At 41.4% G+C, this 22,383-nt stretch carries 21 protein-coding genes; 10 read left to right on the plus strand and 11 right to left on the minus strand.

Features of this window, described 5'->3' with window-relative positions; genetic code table 11:
• Position 1: 1 nt before the first annotated feature.
• Genes DFQ04_RS14980 through DFQ04_RS14990 form a run of 3 tightly spaced genes read right to left on the minus strand, consistent with a single transcriptional unit; the run spans position 2 to position 3,527 of the window.
• Positions 2-1,276, minus strand: a complete 1,275-nt coding sequence (locus tag DFQ04_RS14980; protein ID WP_133557310.1) for a CitMHS family transporter — start codon at positions 1,274-1,276, stop codon at positions 2-4.
• 3 nt (positions 1,277-1,279) lie between these two features.
• The gene (locus tag DFQ04_RS14985; protein ID WP_243739696.1) at positions 1,280-2,887 is read right to left on the minus strand and encodes a carboxylesterase/lipase family protein; all 1,608 of its coding nucleotides are present in this window, start codon (positions 2,885-2,887) and stop codon (positions 1,280-1,282) included.
• Positions 2,826-3,527 (minus strand): NUDIX hydrolase, encoded by a 702-nt coding sequence (locus DFQ04_RS14990; protein WP_133557312.1) that lies wholly within the window; start codon positions 3,525-3,527, stop codon positions 2,826-2,828. Before DFQ04_RS14990 ends, DFQ04_RS14985 begins: the two co-directional genes overlap by 62 nt.
• Positions 3,528-3,623: 96 nt before the next feature.
• On the opposite strand from DFQ04_RS14990, the gene DFQ04_RS14995 reads away from it, so the two are divergent.
• Positions 3,624-5,258, plus strand: coding sequence for a carboxylesterase/lipase family protein (locus DFQ04_RS14995; protein ID WP_133557314.1), 1,635 nt, complete (start codon positions 3,624-3,626; stop codon positions 5,256-5,258).
• A gap of 65 nt (positions 5,259-5,323) precedes the next feature.
• Here DFQ04_RS14995 and DFQ04_RS15000 read toward each other — a convergent pair whose 3' ends face one another.
• The 6 genes from DFQ04_RS15000 to DFQ04_RS15025 form a co-directional block, all read right to left on the minus strand.
• A complete protein-coding gene (locus DFQ04_RS15000) occupies positions 5,324-5,695 on the minus strand; it encodes a hypothetical protein (protein ID WP_133557316.1) in 372 nt (123 codons plus the stop codon).
• Between the two features lie 47 nt (positions 5,696-5,742).
• Positions 5,743-7,431, minus strand: a complete 1,689-nt coding sequence (locus DFQ04_RS15005; protein ID WP_133557318.1) for an amidohydrolase — start codon at positions 7,429-7,431, stop codon at positions 5,743-5,745.
• Between the two features lie 18 nt (positions 7,432-7,449).
• Complete coding sequence (locus DFQ04_RS15010) at positions 7,450-7,899, minus strand: YybH family protein (RefSeq protein WP_133557320.1); 450 nt, start codon at positions 7,897-7,899, stop codon at positions 7,450-7,452.
• 62 nt (positions 7,900-7,961) lie between these two features.
• Positions 7,962-8,285, minus strand: coding sequence for a 2Fe-2S iron-sulfur cluster-binding protein (locus tag DFQ04_RS15015; protein WP_133557322.1), 324 nt, complete (start codon positions 8,283-8,285; stop codon positions 7,962-7,964).
• A 15-nt stretch (positions 8,286-8,300) separates the two neighbouring features.
• Positions 8,301-9,317 carry an NAD(P)/FAD-dependent oxidoreductase gene (locus DFQ04_RS15020; RefSeq protein WP_133557324.1) on the minus strand — a complete coding sequence of 339 codons (1,017 nt, stop codon included), beginning with the start codon at positions 9,315-9,317 and terminating at the stop codon, positions 8,301-8,303.
• A 67-nt stretch (positions 9,318-9,384) separates the two neighbouring features.
• Entirely contained in the window at positions 9,385-9,834 is a 450-nt protein-coding gene (locus DFQ04_RS15025) for a MarR family winged helix-turn-helix transcriptional regulator (RefSeq protein ID WP_133557326.1), read from the minus strand.
• Between the two features lie 124 nt (positions 9,835-9,958).
• On the opposite strand from DFQ04_RS15025, the gene DFQ04_RS15030 reads away from it, so the two are divergent.
• Together DFQ04_RS15030 and DFQ04_RS15035 are read left to right on the plus strand one after the other, a co-directional pair.
• A complete protein-coding gene (locus tag DFQ04_RS15030) occupies positions 9,959-11,059 on the plus strand; it encodes a Gfo/Idh/MocA family protein (RefSeq protein WP_133557328.1) in 1,101 nt (366 codons plus the stop codon).
• A gap of 12 nt (positions 11,060-11,071) precedes the next feature.
• Positions 11,072-12,808 carry a family 43 glycosylhydrolase gene (locus DFQ04_RS15035; protein ID WP_133557330.1) on the plus strand — a complete coding sequence of 579 codons (1,737 nt, stop codon included), beginning with the start codon at positions 11,072-11,074 and terminating at the stop codon, positions 12,806-12,808.
• A 9-nt stretch (positions 12,809-12,817) separates the two neighbouring features.
• On the opposite strand, the gene DFQ04_RS15040 is transcribed toward DFQ04_RS15035, so the two are convergent.
• Positions 12,818-13,042, minus strand: a complete 225-nt coding sequence (locus DFQ04_RS15040; protein ID WP_133557332.1) for a DUF3820 family protein — start codon at positions 13,040-13,042, stop codon at positions 12,818-12,820.
• 140 nt (positions 13,043-13,182) lie between these two features.
• Between DFQ04_RS15040 and DFQ04_RS15045 the strand changes: the two genes are divergently transcribed.
• From DFQ04_RS15045 to DFQ04_RS15055, 3 genes are read left to right on the plus strand one after another with little or no spacing between them, the layout of a single operon-like run.
• A complete protein-coding gene (locus tag DFQ04_RS15045; protein WP_133557334.1) occupies positions 13,183-14,325 on the plus strand; it encodes an outer membrane beta-barrel protein in 1,143 nt (380 codons plus the stop codon).
• 5 nt (positions 14,326-14,330) lie between these two features.
• On the plus strand, positions 14,331-16,115 hold the full coding sequence (locus DFQ04_RS15050; protein WP_133557336.1) for a Kelch repeat-containing protein: 1,785 nt from the start codon (positions 14,331-14,333) through the stop codon (positions 16,113-16,115).
• A gap of 55 nt (positions 16,116-16,170) precedes the next feature.
• On the plus strand, positions 16,171-17,196 hold the full coding sequence (locus DFQ04_RS15055; protein ID WP_133557338.1) for an LLM class flavin-dependent oxidoreductase: 1,026 nt from the start codon (positions 16,171-16,173) through the stop codon (positions 17,194-17,196).
• A gap of 215 nt (positions 17,197-17,411) precedes the next feature.
• On the opposite strand, the gene DFQ04_RS15060 is transcribed toward DFQ04_RS15055, so the two are convergent.
• On the minus strand, positions 17,412-18,311 hold the full coding sequence (locus tag DFQ04_RS15060; protein WP_133557340.1) for a hypothetical protein: 900 nt from the start codon (positions 18,309-18,311) through the stop codon (positions 17,412-17,414).
• Between the two features lie 160 nt (positions 18,312-18,471).
• Between DFQ04_RS15060 and DFQ04_RS15065 the strand changes: the two genes are divergently transcribed.
• The 4 genes from DFQ04_RS15065 to DFQ04_RS15080 all read left to right on the plus strand — a co-directional run bounded on the left by DFQ04_RS15065 (position 18,472) and on the right by DFQ04_RS15080 (position 22,039).
• Positions 18,472-19,584 (plus strand): Fic family protein, encoded by a 1,113-nt coding sequence (locus tag DFQ04_RS15065; RefSeq protein WP_133557342.1) that lies wholly within the window; start codon positions 18,472-18,474, stop codon positions 19,582-19,584.
• Positions 19,585-19,780: 196 nt separating this feature from the next.
• Complete coding sequence (locus DFQ04_RS15070) at positions 19,781-20,428, plus strand: vWA domain-containing protein (RefSeq protein ID WP_133557344.1); 648 nt, start codon at positions 19,781-19,783, stop codon at positions 20,426-20,428.
• 5 nt (positions 20,429-20,433) lie between these two features.
• A complete protein-coding gene (locus DFQ04_RS15075) occupies positions 20,434-20,781 on the plus strand; it encodes a DUF6717 family protein (protein ID WP_133557346.1) in 348 nt (115 codons plus the stop codon).
• Positions 20,782-20,890: 109 nt separating this feature from the next.
• A complete protein-coding gene (locus DFQ04_RS15080) occupies positions 20,891-22,039 on the plus strand; it encodes a hypothetical protein (RefSeq protein ID WP_133557348.1) in 1,149 nt (382 codons plus the stop codon).
• Positions 22,040-22,383 lie beyond the last annotated feature (344 nt).

A 22,383-nucleotide genomic window follows, 5' to 3' on the forward strand; every position in this document is an offset into this window, starting at 1 on the left:
CCTAAACCGAAATTATTCCCATCACCACTGAAACCAAAAGAATTACCAAAGTCACCAAAAAAGCCAAAGGAATGGTCTTTTTCTGATGATCTCCCAATTCCACTCCAGCCAAACCCACCAATAAAAAAGTGGATCCTGTCAAAGGGCTGATCGGAAAACCAGTGGTCATTTGTCCCATAATTGCGGCCTGACCTACCTCCAACCCACTTGCTCCGAAAGCTTCTGCAGTGGAGGAAAGCAAAGGCAGTATTCCGAAATAAAATGAGTCTGGATCAAACAATAAGCTTGCAGGCATGGCTACCAATCCGGTTATAAGCGGAAGTTGCCGACCCAATTGCTCGGGCAAGAAAGTCTGAACGGTTCCCGCCATAGCTTCCATCATCCCGCTTCCCTTTAAAATTCCAGTAAAACAGCCTGCGGCAAAAAGTATACTGGCCATCAACATGGCTTCCTTTGCATGGGCGTCAATTCGTTTTTTTTGCTCTTCTACTTTGGGGAAATTGACTACTAATGCGATAGCAAAAGCCACCATAAACACCACGAAGGGAGGTGCCCAACCTAGAATAATAAAAGAAATGGCAGCCAGAATGAGGATTATATTCAGCCAAAATAATCTAGGTAATTCACCTGATTCTTTGGGAAGATCTAGGTCTAAGGGTGCCGTACTTAACAAGGCTTTTTCCTTTTTTCCCAACCAAAAGGCAATTCCTAAAACAGTCCCTAATCCAAAGACAAATGGAATTAAAATCGGGTTGAAAAGCTCAGTCACGGGAACATTCAAAGCGGAAGCTGCCCGGATAGTAGGACCTCCCCAAGGCAAAATATTCATCGTACCTGCTGAAAGGGCTACGATACAAGCGAGGGTAATTCTTTTCATTCCCATTTGGTCATAAATTGGAGCCAAGGCGGGAATCACAACCAGAAATGTCACTGCCCCGGATCCATCTAAATGAACTAACATGGCTAAAACAGCTGTAGCCAATGCAATTTTCACCGGGTCATTTCCGGCAATTTTTAGAAGTCTGGAAATTATCGGTTGAAATGTCCCAGCATCCAAAAGGATTCCGAAAAAGAGGATGGCAAATACAAACATGACTCCCGTAGGAGCAATGGCCTGCAAACCCTCACCAATCATCCCGGGTAGTTCAGTGGTTTTTCCGGCCAGAATTCCTGTAAAAATGGGGATTAAGGTCAGGGCAATAACTGGGGATGCCTTCTTTGTAATTACCAAAAAAAGGAGAAGAACAATCGTCAATAAACCCAAAAATGCCAGCATGGATTAGGGATTTAGGCTTTCCATAAACTTCATTTGAGCCCAATAAGGGAGAGCTCTAGTTTTTACCTCAGTCCCCAAATCCATTACCAATGGGTTTTCAGGATCGAAAATTGGCCATTCCGGAAGTCCGGCTCCATTTGGATTTCCAGTTTTCACAAAATTGACCCAATAGCTGGACATGGTTTTTTCCAACTCATAATCTGTCTGCTCAAAAGGTCTTTTCCAATTTCTCAAGGTGTGAAGAGCATAGCTGAATTCGGCAGAATGGAAGGCTCCATAATTGGGTTCACCTGGAGGAATTCGGGTGAAGAAATACATGAAAGCGTCCTTTTGGCCTTTTTCGCTTTGCATTTTGGCCCAAGTGTAATTTTGAAGGCCAAAGAAAAGGGTAGACATCATGGCTTGGGTTTCAGCCAATTGTTCTGGACTTTCCGCAGGAAAAAGTTCCAAATATTCCCCAGCTCGACCGCCATATTGCTTTTTTGCATTGGTCTTGAACTCTTCTACTGTCATGGGCTGTGGAGCAGAAACCCGATCATCTGCATTCCATCCTGTCAATAAGGGGACATCTGAAAAAGTACCGTTTTCAAAACTTTGTCTTGCCCCTTGGACCACCTTGCCATCGACGACTATGCCAAATCTTCCCGGGAATTTCAGCAAACTGTCAGCTGGAATTTTTCTAAGATCTGCGAGACTTAGCTTAAGCATATCCGTTAGTTGCTTTCCTCTTTCCTCAGCACCTTCCAGACCTGCTGTCAATCCAGAGCCTCTGTTAAACATCCCTCCACTTTGCGCAATCGCTTTATGGAACAGTCCTTTTGCCTTTGGAGAAACAACCAAAGCATTGACGCTAAAAGCTCCGGCACTTTGCCCGGCGATAGTTACATTATCGGGATCTCCTCCGAATTGGGCTATGTTTTTCTTCACCCATTCCAATGCCGCGATTTGATCCAGTATCCCATAATTTCCTGAAGTTTGGTCAGGACTTTCCGCACTTAGTTCAGGATGGGCAAAGAAGCCCAACATTCCCACTCGATAATTTAGATTGACCACTACAATTCCTTCCTTGGCAAGGTCCGTCCCGTCATAAAGCGGAACTGTGTTTCCTCCAGAGCTAAAACCTCCACCATAAATCCAAACCATCACCGGACGCTTTTCATCTGTTTTTTCAGCAGCTGTCCAAATATTGAGGTAAAGGCAATCTTCTGAAATGGGCTCTTTTGGAATCAGGAATTCCTCAGACCAGGCAAAAAAAGGAACTGGGGGATTCTGCATGGGAGCAGGAGGATTTTCCACGCAGGCTTTGATGCCCTCCCAAGGCTGAACTGGTTGAGGAGCCTTCCATCTTAATTCTCCAACTGGAGGAGAGGCAAAAGGAACACCTTTAAAAATCTTTACCTGTCCTGAGGAATCCGTAGTCCCCGAAATTAGCCCTCCTTCCACGGAAACTTGGTCTATTGAAAGAAGAGTTGGTTCTTGTTTTGCCTGACAGGAAATCAAAAGATAACTCACCAAGGCAAGTAAAAGAAAAGCAGGATTTCTCATGGGATTAGGATTTGAAGCTGTAGAGGTAGGGTGCTTTATGGCTTTTTCCGGTAAATAGTTTTTCATGCCTTTCCAAGATGTCTAGGCTGAGCATTTTTCTCTGAAAGCTGGTTCTTCTGAGTTTTTCCCCAAGAATTGCTTCGTATACAGCTTGCAATTCATTCATAGTAAATCGCTCCGGAAGGAGATTTCCACCGATCAGTTTTCTTTCCAAGTTTGACCTCAGCGTTTCCAAAGCTTTTTGCACGATTTTGCTGTGATCCAGAATCAATTTCGGAAGTTGGTTGACTTCGTACCAGGAAATAGAATCAGAGAGTGAGTCTGGGGTCAGGACCACTTTTTCAAAATCAATCAAAGCATAATAAGCAATGGAAAAGAACCTGTCCAGCATCCAATAGCCCTCTGGTACCACGTGTCCATTTGCCTCCAAAATGGTCCTCATTACCTTAGGGTTATGTCTTTCTTTGGAGCCAAAAGTGTGAAATTGTTCGAGATAGACATCTTTTAAACCGGTTCGCTCGAAGAGGCCTCTTTTCACCGCACTTTCCAAATCCTCATCTTTTCGGACAAAACCACCCGGTAAGGCAAACCAACCTGTATCATGATATTCCATCAGGAGGATTTTGAGTTTTCCTTTAGAAAAACCAAAAACAACCGAATCGTAAGCTATATGAGGAAAGTATCTGTCTGTGCTGGGGAGGGTCATATTCTGAAGAATTCAGTTCTAAGTAAATAGGAAATTTCCGTAGAAGCAATTATTATTGTCTCAATTCGAAACAATAGAATTTAGAAAAGACTATTTATGAGAAAGTTTCTAAAAGTATGGACGCTGATCTTCTTCGTGTCCACTTTAGGTTTTTCACAATCTGATAATTCCATGCCTGTGCAGGCTACCATCAAAAATGGAGTGATTGAGGGAAATTATAATGTCACCAATGGAATCTCCACCTATTTCGGGATTCCTTTTGCCAAACCTCCTGTTGGAGAACTCCGCTGGAAGGCTCCAGTTCCAGCCGATTCTTGGACAGGTATCAAGGAGACCAAAAAGTTTGGACCAAGGCCAGTTCAGGGATTGGTTTTCGGAGATATGAATTCCTGGTCTGACGGGGTTTCTGAGGATTGTTTACATCTGAATGTCTGGACTCCTGCAAAAAGAAATGATAAAAATCTTCCCGTGTTGGTTTATTTCTATGGTGGAGGATTCGTAGCCGGTGATGCTTCTGAGCCAAGATACAATGGAGAATCTATGGCTAAAAAAGGGGTAGTTGTCGTGACGGTAAATTATCGATTGGGAGTTTTTGGATTTTTAGCCCACCCAGAACTCAGTCAGGAAACCAAGTATAAAGCTTCCGGAAATTATGGTTTGCTGGATCAGGCTTTGGCCCTGCAATGGGTAAAAGACAATATCGCGGCCTTTGGAGGAAATCCAAATCAAGTGACGATTGCCGGGGAATCTGCGGGTTCCATTTCAGTTTCTTATCAAATGGCTTCTCCTCTATCCAAAAATTTAATTCATGGAGCGATCGGAGAAAGCGGAGCTGGAATCAATCCTACCTTAGCTCCAACGACTTTGGCTGAGGCGGAACAAATTGGACAGGAATTCTTGACTAAAGCAGGAGTAACTTCCATTGCACAAGCTAGAAAAATGTCATCCAAGGATATTTTTGAGATCTACCAAGAGTCCGGAAGGTTTGGTTTTCCGGTGGTGATTGATAATTATTTCTTGCCCAAAACACTTCCTGGAATCTTTGAAGGTGGTGAGCAGGCTCAGGTTCCATTACTCTTGGGTTGGAATTCTGCTGAGATTCCTGGAATGGCTTTTATGCAAGGTCAGCCATATACGAAAGAGGCATTTATTGCCAAGGTAAAAGAAACTTACCCGCAAGATTGGGAGGAAGTTCTCCAACTTCACGAGCATGAAACACCTCAACAGGTCGAATATTCAGCCACCGATTTGGCTTCGGATAGATTCATTTCTTACAGCACCTGGAAGTGGTTTGATTTGCACAGAAAAAATAGCCAGCAGCCTGTTTATAGATACTTATATTCCAAGATTCGTCCAGATTTAGTGGATAAAAGTCGAGTTTCAGGATTGGCGGGTGGAACACAAAGCGCAGATGCAGCTCCGCCTGCTCCCAAATTGATTGGAGCTCCTCATGCGGCCGAAATCGAGTATGCTATGGGAAATTTACATTTGGTGAAAGACTACCAATGGGGTCCGGATGATTTCAAGACTTCTGATACCATGCTGAATTTCTTCACCAATTTTGTGAAAACCGGAAATCCCAATGGGGAAGGAGTGCCGACATGGTCAGCTGCTCAGTCCAGTGACGCAAATCCTCCAGTGATGGTCATTGATGCAACTTCCAAAGAAATTAAGGCAAATCATGATGCGAGGTATTTGTTCCATGATCGCTTTTATGGGAATAAAAAGTAGAAGAAAAACCTAATAAGCTTAACACAATCCAAGAAAAAAGGCCGATTTATCGGCCTTTTTCAATTTTAATTCACGAGGATGGGTTTTCCTCCTTCACAGGTTACTCCTTTTGGAGCCACTAAAATTGAGCAGTCTGAGATCACGTCATATTTCTTGTTGTAAGCTTCCTGTCGGCTGGTGTATTCATTCACCAAATCCAAAAATTGATTTTCGACAGAAACATGGTAGGCAATGTAGCGGGTAGGACCTCCGCAGGCTTTGCTTCCCATGGGTGTGAATTTCCATTCTGTGGAATTTGAACAAGGAACTGATGCCGAGAGGGCATTGATTTCAGCTTCCAGTGCCTCCAGAGATTCCAAAGAAGTTTCCTGTTCCTGATCGATACAGCTAAAGCTAGCCAGGATCAAACTCAACATGACAAAAATGCTTCGTTTCATATTTCTGATGATTTTCCTAAAAAACGCAGGTTAGCAATTTTCCGCTACTACTTTTCAAAAACTTTTTTTCCTCCCACCCAAGTTGTCAAGATCTCTGCTTCGTGGATTTTCATCGGATCTATTGTGAATATATCCTGAGAGAAAATAACCAAGTCTGCCAGATAACCCGGCTTCAAAAGCCCTTTCTTATTTTCTTCAAATGAGGAATAAGCTCCCATATAAGTGTAGGCTTTCATAGCCTCGAAAATGCTGATTTTCTCCTGAGGAATCCATCCTCCATCAGGATATCCTTCAGGATTTCGGCGATTGACGGCAATGTGAATTCCCCGGATTGGATTGAGACTGATGCATGCCGGCCAGTCAGAGCTAAAAACCAACTCTGCCTTTTGATCCAACAAGGATCTCCAGGCAAAGGAATAGGGCAATCTTTCCTCCCCAACGGCATTAGACCAGACTACGGTAGTTCCGGGCTCGGCATGGATAGGTTCCATGCTTGGCAGCACTCCCAACTGAGCAAACCTTGGAATATCATCGGGATGAATCGTTTCGATATGCTCAACTCTATGCCTTTTTCCTTTGGATTGATTTTCTGATAAGGCTTTTTCGTAGGCATTTAGGACCTCCCGAACCCCTCGGTCTCCTATCGCATGGGTATAAAGTCGGAATCCTTTTGCATCCAGTATTTTCACCAGTTCCTGATACCGATCCAAAGGATAATTCAATTGGCCAAGGGCCAAAGGGTCAGTGGATGGAATATCCGAATAGGGCTCAAGCATCGCTCCGGTATGTCCTTCGATTACCCCATCAATCATAAATTTGATCGCATCGGCTCTCAGCCAAGGATTGGATGTGCCCACACTATCTTTCAAAAAGGTGAATCGATCCAGTTGCTCAGGGGTACTGTTTTTATTGACTGAAAAAGCCGCTGAATAGCGGAGCGTTAGTTCTCCATTTTGGTAAAGGGTCTGAAAAAGTCTCAGATCCTCTTCAGAGCCGCTGGCGTTTTGGGCGCTGGTGATTCCTAAAGAAGCGGCATAAGCCAAGCCTTTTCGAAGGGAATTCAGCTTGTCTTCGAAGCTGGCCTCAGGTACCAAATTACCCACCAAACCCATGGCATCTTCTTTCAATGCCCCGGTGGGATTTCCGTTTCTGTCTTTGACCAGTTCCCCAAAACCCGAAAATTCAGTGTCTTTGGTGATTCCCGCCAATTCCAAGGCTTTGGGATTAGCATAAGCACTATGCCCATCGTAGGCTTTGATAAATACTGGTTTTTCTGAGTTTAAAAATTTCATGGTTTCGTGATCGGGGAGGCCGGATTCGAAAAAAGTGTATTGCCAACCTCTTCCTGTGATCCATTCTTTTTCCGGATTGGCTTGGATGAAATCCATTGTCATTTTTTCCATTTCGGTAAAAGTCTTGGCCGAAGAAAGTTCCACTTGGGTCAGTCCCATTGACCCACCTAAGAAGTGGATGTGCGCATCGTTAAATCCTGCGGTCACCAATTTTCCTTGGAGATCAATAATTTCTGTTTCTGGTCCAGCCAAAGAAGAAATAAGCTCAGAATCCCCGATTTGGAAAATCGTATCACCTGAAATAGCAATGGCTTCGACAAATGAATCGGTTCCCTCTCCGGTCCATATTTTCCCATTGATCAAAATCACCGAAGGCGGTGGGGTGGTTTTTTGGCAGGAGAATAAAATCAGGCTGGCGAAGAATAATGTGAATAGGTTTTTCATCAGATATGGGGTGGGTAATTAATTTGGAGTAGTTGGGTTCATGTTTCGGATGGCTGAGATTTTCCATTCTCTTTTTCGGAAAACCACCGTAAAGCTGCTCCACATATTTCTGGTGGTTCCATCAGGGCTTTTGATGGTGTATCGGCAGTCGATAAGGGCAATTTCGTCGGATAGGAATTTGATTTTTTCCACTTCCAAAGTCCTTGTTCCGGGACTCTCAGTGGAGCTTCGAAGCATGCCCTGAATTGCAGCAGAGATTCCTGTTCTCCATTCACCAGAAGAAACTAGCTGATCCACATCCTCGGTCAAAATGCTCTTGAGTAAAACCGTATCCTGCTTTTCTCTGGCCTCAGAGTAGTGTGCGATTAAGTGATGGATTTTGACAGCTTCTCCTTTTTTATCTGCTGTGGTTTGCCCAAAAGACAAGAAGGAAATGCTTAAAAAAAGAAAGGATAGGAAATGCTTCATGCTTAAAAATAAGAAAAACCACCCGTTTCTGAGTGGTTTCCATATTTATCTTGGGTGTAGAATCAGACTACATCTTCTCCTCTAAGTTTGACTACTGCCCCTTCTAAAATGTCTCCAATTCGGATTTGGCAAGCCAATCTGGAAGTTGGGAAGTATTCGGGAAGGTTTTCCAATTGATCGAGTTCTACATCAGTCGCATCTCCCAGTCCATCTTTCCCTTCTAAAATCTCCACATGGCAGGTGGCGCAAAGTGCCATACCCCCACAGGTCGCCAAAATTGGATATTCAGACGCTTTCAAAACCTCCATAAGGCTCAAGCCCATGTCAGCTGGAGCTTCTATTTCTTGACGGGAACCGTCTTGGTCTTCTACGGTAAATTTGATCATAGTGCAAAGATAGGCTTAGAATGCGTTGACTCCGTTAACGGTCGTGTATTTGAAACTGAGTTTTTGATCAGGATATACATACTTGAAAGCAGAGTGCATCATGATGGCAGCCTCGTGGAATCCGCACAGGATTAATTTCAATTTGCCTGGATAGGTATTGATATCGCCGATGGCATAGATTCGCTCTACCCCAGTGGAATAATCTCTGGTATCTACCTCGATTGCATTTTTATCGATGGTCAATCCCCAATCTGCAATTGGACCAAGTTTCGGGCTAAGGCCAAACAATGGAATCAAATAATCCGCTTCAATCTCCAAGTCTTGCTTGTATTTGTCCTCAAGCACTACTTTTTCCAATTTTCCATTTCCGTTTACCTCTTTTAGATTGGCAGAAAGGATCAAGTCAATTTTCCCCACATTAGCTAGGTCGAATACTTTGGAAGCTGAATCAGGAGCACCTCTGAAGGTTTCATTTCGGTGTACCAAGGTTACTTTTTTGGCAACTTTGGCTAGGAAAATAGTCCAGTCCAAAGCAGAATCACCACCACCTGCGATCACGACATTTTTATCTCGGAAAGTCTCCGGGTTTTTCACCATGTAGGAAATTCCTTTTCCTTCATAAGCTTCCAGATTTTCCAAAACGGGCTTTCTAGGTTCAAAACATCCCAAACCACCTGCAATGATGATGACCTTTGCATGTACATGAGTCTTGTCGCTCGTAGTTATGACATAGCTTCCGTCGGGCTGCTTGTCCAAGTGATCTACGCGTTCGCCCAAAGTGAAAGTCGGCTGGAAAGGCTTGATTTGTTCCATTAGGTTATCCACCAAATCCTGCGCTTTAATCTCCGGATAACCAGGGATGTCGTAGATGGGCTTTTGAGGATAGATTTCCGAAAGTTGTCCACCGACCTGAGGCAAAGCATCAATCAAGTGACAGCGCATTTTCAAAAGGCCTGCTTCAAATACCGCAAAAAGGCCTACTGGTCCTGCTCCGATGATGCAAAGATCAGTATGGATCGTGTTTGTATTCATTGCTTCTTTTGGGATAACCCGTATAGGTTTGATACTGTAGTTAAATTAATTAGTATGCTAACTAGTTTTATTCCTCAATGGTTTGACCATCCAAATTTTGGTAGATGGTATTTAAAATCCTCTTGAATTCTTCGAAATCGGTTTCGTTTAGATTTTCCCAAGCCTTTTCGCGAATCTCCAATACTTTGGGTTTTAAGGCGGTAACCTTTGCCACTCCGGACTCGGTAAGATGAAGCTGGAAACTTCTTCTGTCCTGTGGATGTGTGATTCGCTCGACGTATCCTTTTTTGCAAAGCAAATCAATGATTCGGGTCAGAGTCGGATGATCCTTGAATACCAGATTTGCGAGTTCAGTTTGACTGAGGAGCTCGTTTTCAGAGAGATTTTTTAGTACCAACCATTGATCCACCGTCACATCAAATTCTCCGGATTTGAACTGTTGCTGCGCATATTGCTTCACTTTTCTAGCCGTACGGTCCAGAAGGAATGAATATTTGGCAAATAGTTCTTGTGTCATACAAATAGTTAGTGTGACAAATATATGAAGAATTTCAGCTTATTCTAAAAATCAGGAATTTGTATTCAGGTGATGGATTTACAATCCAGCTGGAAAAATTGATCTTTCTCGTTTAACTTCCAGAATGAAAAACCTCCTCTTTCAATTCATTTTTCTTTTGTTTTTAAGTTCCCTTGCCTCTGCCCAGGAAAGGCCACTTCGAATCGGAGTCGCTGGGCTACATCATGGACATGTGGGTTGGGTACTGAATGCAAATAAGCGAGTTGATCTTGAAATAGTAGGAATAGCAGAACCTAACCGGGAATTGGCTGAGCGCTATGCCAAACAATATGGGTTTTCCATGGACTTGGTTTACGATTCGATTGAGGAAATGGTCGAAAAAACCCAGCCTGAGGCCGTTACTGGATTTGGAAATACCTTTCAGCATTTGGAAATCGTCCAGATTTGTGCTCCCCGAGGTATTCACGTCATGGTGGAAAAACCTCTGGCAGTTTCTTTGGAGCACGCCAAAGAGATGGTTGATTTGGCTAAGAGAAATGGCATTCACTTGATTACCAATTATGAGACTTCCTGGTATGCTTCCAATGAAAAAGCCAATGAATTGCTTCAAGCTGGGAAAATCGGAGAAGTAAGAAAGATTGTAGTCAGAGATGGACATAAGGGTCCAAAAAGGATTGGTGTCGGGGAGGAGTTTTTGGAATGGCTGACTGATCCGGAACTGAATGGAGCAGGGGCTTTGATGGATTTTGGATGCTATGGAGCCAATTTGAGTACCTGGCTGATGAATGGAGAAAGACCCCTTTCTGTAACCGCAATCACCCAGCAACTCAACCCTAAGGACAACCCCAAAGTAGACGACGAAGCAACCATCATTTTAACCTATCCAAAATCTCAAACCATCATAGAAGCTTCCTGGAATTGGCCGATAGGGAGAAAGGACATGGAAATCTATGGTTTTGATGGGGAGATTTTGGCAGATGGAGGGAGTAAATTGCGCCTGAGAATTTCAGAAGGGTATAGCGGTTTTCAGGATGAAAAAATGGAATTGCCTCCTCGCGCGGCACCCTTTGATGATCCTTTTTCAGTCCTGATAGCAGTGGTTCGAGGGGAAATTGAACTCTCACCTTTTGATCCCTATTCTTTGGAAAATAACCTGATCGTAATGGAAATTCTTGAAGCGGCAAAGGAAAGCTCTGCATCCGGAAAGACTGTTTTTCTGAAATAAAAACCCACTCTCATGAATCCTAAATACCTGCTTCTTTTCCTCCTTTTTCTTGGAACGGCTCCAGCCTTTTCCCAAAACCAAACCTATTGCAACCCCATCAATCTGGATTATGGCTATACACCAATTCCCAATTTTTCGGAATGGGGAAGACATCGAGCCACGGCAGATCCTGTAATTGTTAATTACAAGGGAACATTTATTCTGTTTTCTACTAACCAGTGGGGGTATTGGACCAGTGAGGACATGAGTAAGTGGACTTTTCATTCCAGACTATTCTTGCGTCCATGGAATAAGGTTTATGATGAACTCTGTGCCCCGGCTGTGGGGGTTTTAGGTGACACTGTGATTGTGATAGGCTCTACCTATGAAAAAGACTTTACTATTTGGATGAGTACAGATCCGAAGGCAAATGATTGGAAACCATTGGTTGAGAAATTTGAGATAGGAGGCTGGGATCCGGACTTTTTCACAGATGAGGATGGTCGCTTATACATGTACAATGGAAGCTCCAATCGGTATCCATTGTATGGGATTGAGTTAGATCGAAAAACACTTAATCCTATCGGGACAAGAAAAGAAATGTATTTGCTAGAACCGGATAAATACGGCTGGCAGCGATTTGGAGAGCATATGGACAACACTTTTTTGGATCCTTTCATGGAAGGGGCTCATATGACCAAGCACAATGGAAAGTATTACCTACAATACGGTGCTCCTGGGACGGAATTCAGTGGATATTCCGATGGGGTAGTTGTTGGTACTTCTCCTCTCGGACCTTTTGTTCCTCAGTCTGATCCCTTAAGCATGAAATTGGGAGGATTTGCCCGCGGAGCTGGTCATGGAGCTACTTTTCAGGATAATCAGGGCCGATACTGGCATGTGAGTACGATTATGATTTCGGTGAAAAATAACTTTGAACGCCGATTGGGGATTTGGCCTGCTGGATTTGATAAGGATGATGTGATGTGGAGTAGTACTGCTTTTGGAGACTATCCCCATTATCTTCCTAATTCCCCGAAGGCAGGTGAGTTTACAGGTTGGATGCTCCTGAATTACAATAAGCCCCTGGCCGTTTCTTCGACCTTGGGAGGGTATTCCGCCAATTATGCTAATGACGAGGACATCAAAACCTACTGGAGTGCCGTGACCGGAAACAAAGGAGAATGGATTCAGTCTGATTTGGGAAAGATTAGTACGGTAAATGCAATCCAGATCAATTATGCCGATCAGGATGTAGACCAAGATCGCCTGGGAAAAAGAACAGATCAATTCCACCAGTATCTCATTTACCATTCCCTAGACGGGAAAAAATGGGAAGTTTTAGTGGACAAAAGCCAAAATAAAACCGACGTTCCGCATGACTATATAGAGCTGGAAAAACCTGTTCAAACCCGATACCTCAAATTGGAAAATATCCACATGCCGACTGGAAAGTTTGCCATCAGTGGATTTAGGGTCTTTGGAAATGGAGGAGGAGAAAAGCCTGAAAAAGTGAAACAGTTTATGGTTTTTAGGACTGAAAAAGATAAGCGTAGTGCCTATTTGAAATGGTCTCCCATGACTGATGCTTATGCTTATAATATTTATTACGGTACGGAACCTGATAAACTTTATACCTCCATTATGGTCTTGGGCAATAATGAATATTGGCTCAAGACGCTAGATCGCACCAAAACCTATTATTTCTCCATTGAAGCGATAAATGAAAATGGGGTGAGTCCCAGATATGAGCTCCAAAAAGTTGAGTAATAGAGAAAATCAGAATTTTCCATACCTCCTTCGTAGTTCAAATAGAATGCTTTCCAGGCCATTTAAGCGGATTTCATAAAGGGTATGAAGCCACATCCCGAGTTTTCCTTCAGGGAATCCTTTACCATGCATCCAGACTAGATATTCTTCAGGAAGGTCACAAAGCAACCTTCCTTTATATTTTCCAAACGGCATGGTCTTCGTGACTAGGTCGATTAAAATGGCTTGGTCCATCAACTAAAAGTAGAATTATTTAAGAGATGGCCTTGAAGATTTTTTAAAAAATTTTAGATCGAGAGCCTGAAATTTTTTGTTTTCTCTGAATTTTTTGATTCAATTTAAAACCTAGTTTCAAGATCATTAAACTTTAATTTATGTCACAAAAGATTTGGATTTTTTTAATTCCAAGAAAGTATTTGTTTTTCAGTTTCTTATGGTTTTTAGTGGGCTCAGCCTTAGCTCAGACTCAGGGAAAAAGAGACTATATCGTTTTAGCAGATACCATTTATAGCCAAGGGAAGATTGATGATATTCCTTCTGAGGAGAATACAGTCTTGTTTTTTTCAAGATCAAAAAAAGAAGAATTCAAAAAATACACGATTAAGGAAATCAATGAATTTCGGGTTTCAGACAGACTATTCTTTAGAAAAAGCTTTCAACTCAATGGGGAAGATAAATTGGCATTTTTGGAAAAGCTGCCCCATTCTACCGATAAGGTTTCACTTTGGAAATGGAATGGGAAAATCAATTATTTTTTTGTAGAAACTCCATCGGGTATACATCAGTTGGAAGCTGAATTCAGGCCCCAATTGCTGGATGCTTATGGAAATCTTGATTTGGACCCCTTAATCTCTCTGACTAGACCTAAAGAACTTTCTTTAATCTATTTGGCAAAAACAGCGAAAACTATCCAAAAACCCAGGACTTTTACTAACCTGTTTGGAATTACTCCCTGGGTAGGATATAGCAGTCAAACGGTAGGCTTTGTCATTCCAAATACCAATAAGGAGGGAAAGATTCAAAGTGCGTCCCCTTCATTTGGTCTCAATGCAGAGGTGTTTGTGACCTTTCTAAGGAATCTTTCTTTCAACGTTGGAGCCATTCTTAGCAAGTTTGATTCGCAGGACTATTTCATGTATGAGCAAAATTCCATTCGCTATGAATCTGATATTTTCGCCGATTTTAATCAGATTCAGATTCCAGTCACTGCAAGATATTACCTGGATTTGGACCCTAATCGATGGAGGCTATTTGGAGAGGTTGGGTATGGTTACTCCATGCAGAAATACAATTCCATGGGAATTTATCAGGCAAAGTTTGAAAGGAATGAGGTAGAAACTTCGATAGCTCCATTTTCCCTTGAAGACTCTTTTTCAGGAATTACCTGGGGAATTGGAGTTGAAAAATACATTCGAAAAAACCAGGGATTTTCCTTTGGGCTAAGACAGTTGGATACCAAAGGCTTGAATCAGCAATCCATAAATAGCCTGATTTTTTACCTGGGATATAAATTTTAAGTTATATGAGAAAACTAGTTTCACTAGGATTACTATGGGCATTTTTTGCCTGTGAGCAAGAAGAATTCATTACCCAGCGTGACTATCCATTTGTCGAAAGCGTTGGGATTTCGGATTTGAATGAGACCGGAGTAACGGTCAACTTTGAAATTTTAAAAAGCGGGAATAGTTCCATTGATGCTTATGGACTAGAATTTATCGAGGCAAGGAAACTTACCAATGGAAGTTCTGGAGAATTTGAAAAAATCATCGAATCTAAGGCGCCATCCGAGAATGTAATTTCAATCCGAATAGCTTACGATTTGATTGATAAAGAAGAGTACGTGGTCAGGCCTTTTGTAAGTTCGGGGGGGAGAATTGTTTATGGTGAAAATTTAGTATTTCTAAGTCAGGGAGTCCAAACTCCCAAAATCACTGAGGTGACGCCTAAAGAATTTTACCTGAATTCCACCATCGAAGTAAAAGGTGATTATTTCAATTCTAGACTAGAAAATAATTCAATTGAGGTCATTAACTCCGAAGAATATCGCATCTATTTAGATAGTGTATTTAGGGATAGAATCAAGTTTCGGATCGAAGTAAAATCATCAGCAAGACCGATAGAAAACCAAAAACTACTTTTGAAGCTAACTTCAGGAGGCAAGGTAGTTCAATTTCCAAGTGAGATTACCTCAATTGTTCCCAAGATCACCTTGATTAATCCGCGGGAATTTTATGTAGGTGATAAAATTCAAGTCCAGTTCAGTTACCCAATCGATTTAAGATTTTATGATTTTAGACTGAACACGGACCAGTTCAATGGCTATTCTGTGAGTTATCTAGGAAATATCAATCCTAACACTGCAGAATTTTCTATTCCTCAAATACCTGCAGGAGAGTATTTTCCAAGTTTGTCTGGCACCTTTTTTCCACAGGAATATCCAGAGCTTAAAATAAAAGTCCTTCCTAGCTGGGAAGTTTATAGGAATGGTATTCAGGGCCCTAAATGGAATGAAACCAGAAATATCCCAATCAGAAATCAGCTACTTTTGATTGGAAGAGGGGATTCAGACCAAGGAAGTATTAAACTATTATCCTTGGGATCTTCGAACCCAGAAAATCTTCCCTTACCTCCAACATCCAATTTTCTTAGAACCTCGAATTTGACTCAGTCAGATGGAGACAAGTTTCTGTACTATGGTTTGGGATTCAATTATATACCTGGATCTACGGAGTCATACCGCGACTTTTTCAGGTTGGACATTCAAACGAAACAATGGAAGAAATTGGCAGATTTTCCATTTGATTTCACCTCTGTCAGTAATTCATTTTTTTATCAAGGTAAGCTGTATGTCGTTTTATGGAACTATTTGAATTTTCGTGTGTATGATCCAATTACAGACCAATGGTCGCTTTCTGCAATTCAAGTTCCCAACTTGCTAAAATCAGGAAGTAATTACATCGAGAAAAATGGGGCGCTTTATTTTCTTTCCTCAAGTGAGCCCAATCAGATTTTGCGATATGTCCCAGGTGGTCAGGTTGGTGTTTTTACCCAGCTGGATTATTCACAAAATGGGGTCAACCAACTATACCTTTATAAGAATTTCTTCTTAAGTTTTTATAATGGAAATCCAATAAGCAGGATATCATATGAGACAAAGGAAATTTATAGGATGCAACAAGTGTTTGAAAGTCCATTCTCAGACTTTTTGCCATGGCAGACATCTGATGGGTTTTACCTTGCCTTTCCGATCTCAAGAAATTCCTATGTTCAGGAAAATAAGATTTATCGATTGATTCAAGATTTTTAAAGGCTGGAATCTATTTTGCGCTATTGCTGTTTTCGCTGAAAAGAAAGGAAAAACGATGGAAATCGGAATTGATAGTTTTGCAGCATTTGTAACGGATAGAGAAGGAAATCCAGTTGGAACTGCCCAGCAGGCCATGGAAGAATTGCTCCAGCGGATCAAATTGGCTGATGAAAAGGGTTTGGATATTTTTTCCATAGGAGAACATCACCGAAAGGAGTTTTTGGACTCTGCCAATTCAGTGATTTTGGCAGCTGCGGCTGGAATGACCAAAAAAATAAAGTTGAGCAGTGCGGTGACTGTACTCAGTGCTGCTGATCCGGTTAGGATTTTTCAGCAATTCGCCACCTTAGATCTGGTGTCTGGAGGTAGAGCAGAAATGGTTGTGGGCAGAGGTTCGTTTACGGAAGCTTTTCCTCTATTTGGCTTGAATTTGCAAGATTATGACAAACTCTTTGCGGAAAAGCTTGGCCTACTGCTCCAAATTCGAGAGCAGGAGATAGTCACTTGGTCAGGAAAATTTCGCCCTGCACTTCATAATCAACCTATTTACCCAAGACCTGTGCAGGAAAAATTGCCCATTTGGTTGGGTGTTGGGGGTACTCCTGGGTCTTTTGCCAGAGCTGGAGCTTTAGGGCTTCCATTAATGGTTGCTGTAATTGGAGGAGAGACGCATCGATTTCGGCCATTAGTGGATTTGTATCGGGAAGCTGGAGATAAAGCAGGATTTTCCCAAGATGAGTTGAAGGTTGGACTTCATTCTTTGGGTTTTGTTGGAAAAACCCATGAGCAAGCTGTGGAAGATTACTATCCGGGTTATGCCCAAACTTTCACCCGAATTGGACGGGAGCGCGGCTGGCCTCCTGTAACCAAGCAACATTTTGAAGCTCAAAATTCCAAATGGGGAGCGTATTTAGTGGGAGAGCCCGAGGAAGTCGCGGAAAAAATCCTTCGTCATAGCGAATCCCTTGGTGGTATCGACCGATTTACTTTCCAGATGGATAATGCAGGCTTGAGTCATCAGCAGCTTTCTGAAAGTATTGCCCTGATCGGAGAGGAAGTGATTCCAAAAGTCAAGGGATAAAAACAAAAAAGCCAAGCAGTTTGCTTGGCTTTTTTATGCAGAGAGAGAGGGATTCGAACATTAAGCTGTAATTAATTGGTAAACAAATAATTATATTCTTAAATCTTAGATAGGTCTCGATTTTTCTTACCACATTTTTATCAGAAAAAATGTGATGAACGGTAAATGTTGGGATTCGAACCTGGAAATCCCGGAATTCTTAAATCTAATTGGTCTTACAATTGATTTACGTTATAACTGTCAAGTTTGATTGAATTATTCAAAATTGATTCGTGGAAATTTGAAAATGGTTTAAGAGTGGGATCGGGTTTTGCAATTGAAGGGTCTAACCAATCTGCTTTGTCGTTAGCCCAGCTGATCCATTCGCTCAGATTTTCAGTTCCTTTCCATTCATCTGGATTATTCTGAATTTGGTTTAAGAAGGCGCGAATGGATTGAGCTTTTTCCCATCTGAGACTCTGATCCAAGAGTGTTTTGAAATTTTTGAATTCCTTCTCTTTTCGAGCGTTTGTTTCTTTGATTAGTTCCTCCTTGATTTTTTGAACTCTCCATCGTTCCTCTCGTTCCAGTCGCTCTGCTTTTTCCTTTTTGGCATAGAACTCCAGACTGCCGATGACTCTTCCGAGCTTTTCCTCAAGTTTAACGTATGTCGCATCGCTCCATTCTCGCTCCACATAATTACCAATTCTAAAATATTGAATGGAAAGGATACCGCTGAGCTCCATATCTCGATAGATGTTTTCATTTTGGTTTCCGATGTATTTGCTCTTTTCCCAAAATCTTATTCTTAGTTTTTCTCCAAAAGCCTCCAAATAGGAGTGCTCATCATGGATTAAAATGGAGTGACCTCTTCCTTCTATAGCTTTGAAAAAAGTGTCAAGAATAAGCTTGGCTCTCATCAAGTTTGATTTCCCAACGATAACATCAAAATTTTTATCCCCAGGATAGGCCTTTTTTCCATGATAACTGCCCCAACTTTTTGAGGAATTAAAGTGTAAACTCTTAATCATTGGGTGTGGGTTTTTCAGTTCAGCAGGAACTTTGAGGTTGATTTTTGGATCAGTCTCTACTGTTTTTACCTGGTCTTCTAATTCTTGGTTTCTGACTGGCTTCATTACTTTATTTGTTTAGGTTAAAGGGTAAATCTATCAGAGTCCAATAATCTCTCAATTAGTATTTTGTCTAAAATGCGGAGATTAACTTTACTAATCTCCGCATATTTTGCGGATTTAATTACTGCTTTGCGGAGAATAATCACTATATTCACCGCTAATTATGCGGAGAATATATATTCATCAAGACAAAAACTGGCCAGATTTCACATTTGATCTAAATCTCCTCACCCCGATTCTTTTAAAGGTAAAAGAAATGCAAGGGAGGTTATTGGGGAGAATGGAGTTTATGGGCTTTGAATTGAGAGAAGAGGCCTTCTTGAATACCCTAACACAGGATATTCTCAAGACTTCTGAGATCGAGGGAGAACTTTTGGATGTGGATCAGGTTAGGTCTTCGCTTGCGAGAAAGTTGGGTATGGAGGTGGTTGGGTTGGTTCCATCGGACAGGAATGTGGATGGAGTTGTTGAAATGATGCTTGACGCTATGACAAATTATGCATCAGATTTAACAGAAGATAGATTATTTGGATGGCATTCCTGCCTGTTCCCCAGCGGGCGAAGTGGGATGTTTAAAATCCAAGTTGGAGAATGGAGAAGTGAGGAAAAGGGACCTATGCAAGTGGTATCCGGTCCCTTGGGAAAAGAAAAAATCCATTTTGAAGCTCCTCCCGCAGAGCTCCTTGAACAAGAAATGAATCGATTTTTGAAATGGTTTAACCAAAACTCCGACTTAGATCCGGTAATAAAGGCTGGCATTGCCCACTTGTGGTTTGTTACAATTCACCCTTTTGATGATGGAAATGGAAGGATTGCAAGGGCTATAACTGATTTGCAATTAGCCCGTGCTGAAGAATCTGACAAACGGTTTTATAGCATGTCATCAGCTATTCGAAAAAGACGAAACGAATACTATGATATTTTGGAAAGAACCCAACAAGGAAGTTTAGATATTACACCATGGCTGAGCTGGTTTTTGGATTGTCTTTATTTCGCATTGCAAGATACAAACCAAGTAATAGGAGGAGTTTTAAATAAGGCGAAATTCTGGCAGCTTCATTCGCTTACAGCGATGAATGACAGGCAAAAGTTAATGATCAATAAATTGCTTGACGGTGACTTTTTTGGAAACCTCACCTCTTCCAAATGGGCCAAAATGACCAAGACTTCACAGGATACAGCCGGCAGAGATATCAAGGATTTGCTTGAAAAAGGTGTGTTAGAAAAAGGAGAAGAAGGAGGTAGAAGTACTGTTTATCACATCTCACAGTTCTGATTTCGGTTAGTGAAAAATGCCATTTCAGTTAGTAATTAAAAGCTGACTTAAGGTCGGGGAATTAGAATTTACTTTTTGTTGAGGTAGAATTCAGTCGGTTAGAATGATAATCGCAAGGTGGTAGACTACAAGCTTGCAGAGATTTAGCGTCATCATGGCTTTAACGGAACTTTCGGAAGATTTAACAAACAAAGCCATGAAAAAACAAACGTATTATCATCTGGTCTTGGACCGAAGCGGCAGTATGGATTCTTGTTGGAATGAGGCAAGACAAAGTTTTCAAACCCAATTGCAGGGATTCAAAGACAAACAAGTGGAATTCGCAGATCAGGATTTATTCTTTTCCTATTGCGCGTTCAATCAGGTATTGAAGTTTTCTGAAAGCATCCTACCTATTTCCCAAGCAGGGATTGATTGGAGAGAAATTTTTCCTGATGGAATGACCTCCCTTTACGATGCGATCGGTATTAGCATCCAATTTCTGAAAACAAAACTTAGGGGTGAGCTTGAAAACGAGCATACAGATGTGGTCATGTTAATTTTGACTGACGGCTTCGAAAACGCTTCAAGGATATTTAATGCTTATGAAGTCAAGCGCCAGATCAATTTTTTAGAATTGGGCGGGAAATGGAGATTCCTTTTCTTAGGAGCAGGGCTGAATGTGGAAGAGGCAACCCGAGAATTAGATAGAAAAGGAAAGGACTCTTTTAGTTTTCAGAAAAATTCAATGATGTGCTCAATGGCTATTGTCAGCGAAGAGATTACTGATTTCATGAAATTGAAATCGAAAGGATTGAAAAAGGAAGAGTTTTTTAAAAATAGGACTGATAAAAATCAATTTTAACAGCTATGAAAAACCTGAAATTTTATAAAGAAAAGGATGGTCGCTGGTACGTGGATTTACCGCAATGGACAGGATCAAAAGCAGATTTGGAAATGGTTTGTGGAGCTGACACTTTGTTGGATAAGCTGAGTAATCAAGGATCGGAAGTAGTTTGTAAGGTTTCGGAAATACCTATCGAGAACTTTGATTTGCTTGAGTATATTCGAGATGCAGATGAATGGCAAAACGGGGCTTTTTATCGAATAAAAAGCATCTTTGGTCAAGATTTTAATCTACAAGTTTGGTTGTGTGATGTGACCAAGTTTGTATTTGGGTATTTCCCAAGAAGAATCTATTTAGGTATTGAGGTATAGATCCCAATTTCACCTTTCCGTCGCCAGCCCTTGATATCTGGCAAAGATTTTATAATATAAATCCTGGCTTTTATGAGTCAGGATTTTTCAATCCACCGATACTTGACAAATGCATACAATCTGGTTGATTCGATCTCATGAATACTCCTCTGAAAAATTTTGGGAGGTACTTGAATTGTTAAAAACTTTTCAGGGTCCACTTCAATTTAAGACCCAAGAAAAACACTTGGAAATTCCTCAGGACCGAATGGAAGAAATTTCAATTACCGATGTTGATCTGAAAAGTCAGAAATTGGAGCCGATGACTTTTTATGAAAAGAAATTATCCTCCAAGGATCTACATTACAGCGAGGAGCCTTGGATACACCATAAAGTTTCTTGGGAAACCATTTTTGAACAATGTCAGGAATATCGAATTAAAGAGAAGATTTCGGAAAATGATTTTATAGTTCTTTTGACAGAGCACTCCAATGAATACGGCTGGTTTACGGCAGGTGATCCTAAAGGACAGCGAAACTTGTTTGTCCATACTGCTTTTTGGGAACATTATACTGGGAGTGATCATCGATATCCCGTTGCTTACCATGTGGCGTCGGCTGTTTTGAAGCGGCTTACATTTAATAATTACAGCGATTTAAATGCCCACTTACACATTGAAGCCCGCGGCTGTATAAATGATTTTTGTGCGGAAAAAAAGAAGGTTTCCCTGAAGCTTCGTACAGCAGATATCTGTCCAGCATGTATGGATCTAATGGATAAACGAAATGTGGACAGGTCTGTCATACGCCAAGTCTTGTCAATAATTGAGGGAATTCGGGATCAGATGCTTTTCAAAAGCAGATGGAAATTGGATCCCAAACCATTGAAACTTCAAGTTAAAGGAGAAAGCAAACGAATCATTTTTCCTGAGCTTGGCAACTTGGAGGTAAAATTTACTCCTTTGGAAAAAACTCTATTTCTATTGTACTTGAATCATCCCGAGGGTATTAGATTGGTTGAGCTTAGTGATTTCAGACCGGAACTAAAAAGAATCTATGCCGGACTTTACACGGGAAGTGATCCGACTATGGTTGATGCTAATATTGAGTCCTTGAGTAATCCGCTGAGCAATTCAGCCAGTGAAAAGCTCTCGAGAATCAAATCCAAAATGATCCAGGCTTTAGGAGCAGACTTGGCTCCCTTCTATTTTCCTAAGGGTGAAAACGCTGAACCCAGAAAGATTGAGGTTGGCAGGGAGTTGGTGGAGTATTGGGGTTAAAGTCAAAATGTAACCTTCCCCCAAAATTGGAACTTCATATAAAGTCAATTTATGTAACATTACCCTCAACCTTTCCAATCAGTCAAGAACAACATGTTACCTTGAACTGTATAGGTTGCGGAATACCCTCTCTTACAAGCTGTATTTGGAGCTACAAGTGGGTAATGCAAAGCTGCTTGTTTCAGGTAATCCCATAAAAGTTCTGAATAGATTTAGTAGGTTTTATTATTATAGATAAGTCTATCTGCGAATTGGTGAGTCATTATTAAGTCTTAGTTTTTGAACGTTACATTGTTTACTTCTTTGAAATTTCATTCTTTAATGTAGAAAGCTTGAAAAAAGGA

The organism is Algoriphagus boseongensis (genome assembly GCF_004362805.1).
Lineage (GTDB): Bacteria > Bacteroidota > Bacteroidia > Cytophagales > Cyclobacteriaceae > Algoriphagus > Algoriphagus boseongensis.